Raw genomic sequence first — 4,075 nt, 5'->3', positions numbered from 1 at the left:
TTGATTAATCAATTAGTCCACAGCCGGGGCAACAGCACCGCCCCTGCCACGTTCCCGGAGTCTCGGTTGCTTCCGGACGTGCGGTCTTCAGCGCTGCGTATCCTCGGTCCAGTCCAGCGCAGCGGTGAGCCGTTCAGCGTCCGGAAGTTCGCTGCGGACTGCATGAGGCAGGGCGTGCCGGCTGCCCGACGCCGAGCAGCTGGCGGCAGCCTTGGACTGGCCCGAGGGGGCAGGGAATCAGCCTTCGCAGTCCGTGCAATAGACGCGGCCGTTCTTCTCACGGGCGGTCTGGGAGCGGTGCCGGACCAGACGGTTGAGCCGGTGGAGCGGGCACGTATGATCCGCAGGAATCTCAATGATGTTGTCAACGGATTGCAGCAGCGTCCGTTAAGGATCCGGCTCCCTCGAGATTGATGCTCCCGGGCAGTGACTGCATGCCTTTGGTTTGCTCATGGCGTGGTTCCTTTCAAGTGGGTGGGGCGGCTTTGGTGAGTGGCCAGCTTCCCCTCTCCCCCGTTGCTTTTGCTGCTGGCGAAGCTTGCGGAGCTGTGCCCGACGGAGCCGGGGCAACCCGCAAGGACAAGCCCCGGTTGGGTTGTGGGAGGAAATAAGCGAAGCGCCGGCACAATTCAAGCGGTGCGCAGCCGTCCGCAGGACGGTTGAGCCGGTGGAGCGGGTACGTACAATCCGTCAGGACAGCAGCAAAAGAAAGAAAAACGCTTCTACAGCCCGAGCGCAGCGAGGACCGCTCTTTGCGGGGACCCATACTTGGCCGCGACCGTTGGGCGGATGAGCAAGATGCAGTTAAAGAGGTTGAGGCCGGCCCTTGGGGGCCGGCCTCTGTTTTTCCCTCAGCAAAAGGAAACTTGGTGTGCAGCATCCTTGCTGCCGGGTTAAGAATCTTGCGGAGACTTCTCCCAGGAGATGTCCACCACGGTGGATCCTCGCTGCATGGTGAGCAAGGAGAGTTCCAGCATGTCCTGGGCGTGGGTCGCTCCGGCAGGCACGGCGTCCTCGTCCGTGAGGATGAAGTCGTGACCCATGGTGCTGCTCCCTGACGTTGGTGGAACCCGTAGCTCTTCCACTGTAGCCCGACGGCAGACGGCTTTCGTTTGCTGTGGGGGCTTCGCCCGCGTCAGCGTTGATCGGCGGCCGGAGGAGCGAAGCGGGGGAGGCCGCCGACGCACCCGGGGGCCGGAACCGTTACCCGGTCCGGCCCCTGTTGGGGTTAGATGCTCTTCCGGTACCCGGTGTTCTCGTCCTTGGCGACGGGGGCCAGGTTGCCGTTTCCGATGATTTCTTCCATCAGTTCAGCGAGCCGGTAGCCGGGCGTGTCCTCGACGGCTGCAGCAAGGTGATCCGCGGCCACCGACGACTGGCCCTTGAGGTAGGCGAGCCAGCCGATCAGGGTCAGCAGCGGAGCACGGTACCCTTGCGGGGCTGCGCCCATCAGCTGGCAGGCGGTTTCCTGTGCCCTGTCCACCCGGTTCCAATCCGGTGCGATGCCGTGTCCCAGCAACAGATACCCGCTGCCCTCGGCGTCCGGCCGCTCGGGCTCGATCACGTTGCAGAACAGCACGTCCCGCAGGTCCGGACGCTGGAAGAACGCCACCAGTTCCACCGCCGTTGCCTGCTCCGGGGCTTCTGTCCGGTCCAGGGCTTCGGCCCACAGGGCCCGCCCGGCGTCCGGTTCCCCGGCGAGCACAGCGGGCATGGCCGCATCGATGCGCTCGGCGGTGTCCGCGGGACCGGCGAACGGGGCGTAGTTCGCGCCGGGCGCCTTTTGGTAGCTGCTGCCTCGGAAGATCATTTCCGCGTTCAGGTGCCCGTCCGTGATGGCTTCCAACGGCTGCGGAGGGCAGCACCGGGTGTCGTCGCAGAGCAGGTTCTTCCAGTGCTCGGAGGTGACAATCCATGCGTCCTGCAGTGGGGTTCCTGCGGTTTCGAGCGTCTGGATGATGGCCTCGAGGTGCTCGTGGAAGGGCCGCGGCGAACCGTCGGCCGGGGCATGGTCCGTGAACACGGCCAGCAGGACCGCGGTCGCCGGGGTGTCCAGTGCGATGTAGTCGGCCATGGACCGGGCGAACCCGGCCGGGTCGGCCCATGCGGGGGCGTCGACGCGCAGCGTCGCGCCGAGCATGTTCGCGCGCAGGGTGATGAACACGAAGGATTCCCGGGGCGCGAACCCGAGGGTGTGCGGGATGAAGCCGAGGATGTCGGCGGGGCTGGAAATGCTGATTCCGTTGGTCATCGTTCTTGTGTCCTTTGCTGAGGATCCGGTGGGAGGGGCGGCTCAGGTGAGTGGCCAGCGTCCCCTCTCCCCCGTTGTTTTGGCTGCTGGCGAAGCTTGCGGAGCTGTGGCCGACGGAGGCCTGTCTACCCGCAGGGCAAGGGGCGGGAAATTCCCGGAGGAAATCAGCGACGCAGGAGCGCCGGAGGGAATTCCCGCCTCGCCGGCCCCGACGAAGGAGGGGCTAGACGGGCCGGAGCGGACACGTACAATCCGTCAGGACAGCAGCCAAAACGTCGTAGACAAAACAGGGCCGGGCACGGCGGAGCCCTGCGGAGCCGGGCACGGACCCAACAGCCGGCCGCGCCAGCGGACGTCCGTTCCTGGTGAGCCTTGGCGAACCCTTTGCTTCAGCACCTCGTGAAACTCGCGAGGTTCGGGTCGTGGCCGGCGGGCCGCGCCGCCCATGGCATGGAGCGAAGTCCCTGGGCGGTTGGCGTTCCGCCGCAGGCAACCACCACCACAGCCAGCCACACGGCGGCGGACCGCCCGCGGCGACCGGCCCCCATGGACCGGCCACCGCAAGCGTCTAGGCGGCGAGGAGTTCGCTGATCTCTGCCGCGTCGGTGACCAGAACCGCGCCGCCCTCCTTCAGGAGCCGGTGGCATCCTGCGGAGTTGGCACTGTGGACGCTGCCGGGTACGGCGGCGACGTGACGGCCCAGGGATTCGGCGTGGTGTGCGGTGTTCAGGGCGCCGGAGCGCCAGCGGGCTTCCACCACGCAGGTCACCCCGGCCAGCGCAGCCATGATGCGGCCGCGCCGAAGGAACCGGTACCGTGTTGGCGCCGTTGTCGGGGGCTGTTCGGAGACGATCAGGCCGTTCGCGCGGATGGCTCCGGCAAGCTCGGCGTTCCCTGATGGGTAGTCACGGTCAAGGCCTCCGGCCTGCACGGCGATGGTGGCCGGGCCCTCGCCCTGGTTTCCTGCCAGTGCGGCCCGGTGGGCGTGGGCGTCGATCCCGTAGGCGAGCCCGGAGATGACGCAGATTCCGCGCTGGGCCAGCGCGTGGGCGAGGTCACCGGTGACGGCCGTGCCGTAGCTGGTGCTGTCCCGGGAGCCGGTGACGGCGACGCTCCTGCCGGTGGCGGGGATGCCCCGGCCCAGCTCGCCGCGGTACCAGAGGCCAATGGGGGCGTCTTCGAGCTCGGCCAGACCTGCGGGCCACCGGTCATCCTCCGGGGTGAGGAAGCCGCCGCCCAGCCTTTCGATCGTGGCCAGATCGGCCTCGGCGTCCAGGTCCTTGATGCGGGGAGCCCACCGGCCGAGGGCCTCGGCCAGCTCGTCGGCGCTGACATCACCGAACGGGACGGCAGGGCGGGCGCCGATGGCGATCCGCAAGGCCCCGTGGGCCCCGTGCCGGGCGATGAGGGCCAGGCCCACCGTGTCGCCCGGCTCGAACAGGCGGGTCAATGCGGCGCGTGCAATGCGGTTTTCAGTCATGGTTTCGTCCTTTGCAGAGGATCGGGCGGGTCGGGGCGGCTCAGGTGACCGGCCAGCTCCCCTCTCCCCCGTTGTTTTTTGGCTGCTGGCGGAGCATCGCGGAGCTGTGCCCGACGGAGGCCCGTCTACCCGCAGGGCAAGGGACGGGAGATTTCCCGGAGGAAATCAGCGAGGCACGAGCGCCGCAGGGAAAGATCCGGCACCGCAGGCCCCGACGCAGGAGGGGCTAGACGGGGTGGAGCGGGCACGTATGATCCGGAGGACAGCAGCCAAAAAACGTCGTCGTAGACACACAGGGCCAGGGTGTCCGGAGCCCTGCGACGGCGCGCACTGGCCCCACCAGC

Annotated in this window: 3 protein-coding genes; all 3 read right to left on the bottom strand. The window is 67.9% G+C overall.

The features are described 5' to 3' along the window. Positions 1 to 893: 893 nt before the first annotated feature. Entirely contained in the window at positions 894 to 1,043 is a 150-nt protein-coding gene (locus tag J1902_RS17975; protein ID WP_207617752.1) for a hypothetical protein, read from the bottom strand. Between the two features lie 185 nt (positions 1,044 to 1,228). Then, positions 1,229 to 2,251, bottom strand: a complete 1,023-nt coding sequence (locus J1902_RS17970) for a DUF4192 domain-containing protein (RefSeq protein ID WP_207617751.1) — start codon at positions 2,249 to 2,251, stop codon at positions 1,229 to 1,231. Positions 2,252 to 2,819: 568 nt separating this feature from the next. Then, positions 2,820 to 3,731: a DNA-processing protein DprA gene (gene dprA / locus J1902_RS17965; protein ID WP_207617750.1), complete on the bottom strand. Its 912-nt coding sequence runs from the start codon at positions 3,729 to 3,731 to the stop codon at positions 2,820 to 2,822. Positions 3,732 to 4,075 lie beyond the last annotated feature (344 nt).

The organism is Arthrobacter cavernae, assembly GCF_017368795.1.
Lineage (GTDB): Bacteria > Actinomycetota > Actinomycetes > Actinomycetales > Micrococcaceae > Arthrobacter > Arthrobacter cavernae.
Note: the sequence above shows the minus strand (reverse complement) of the source record. Positions and strands in the feature narration are given on the sequence as shown.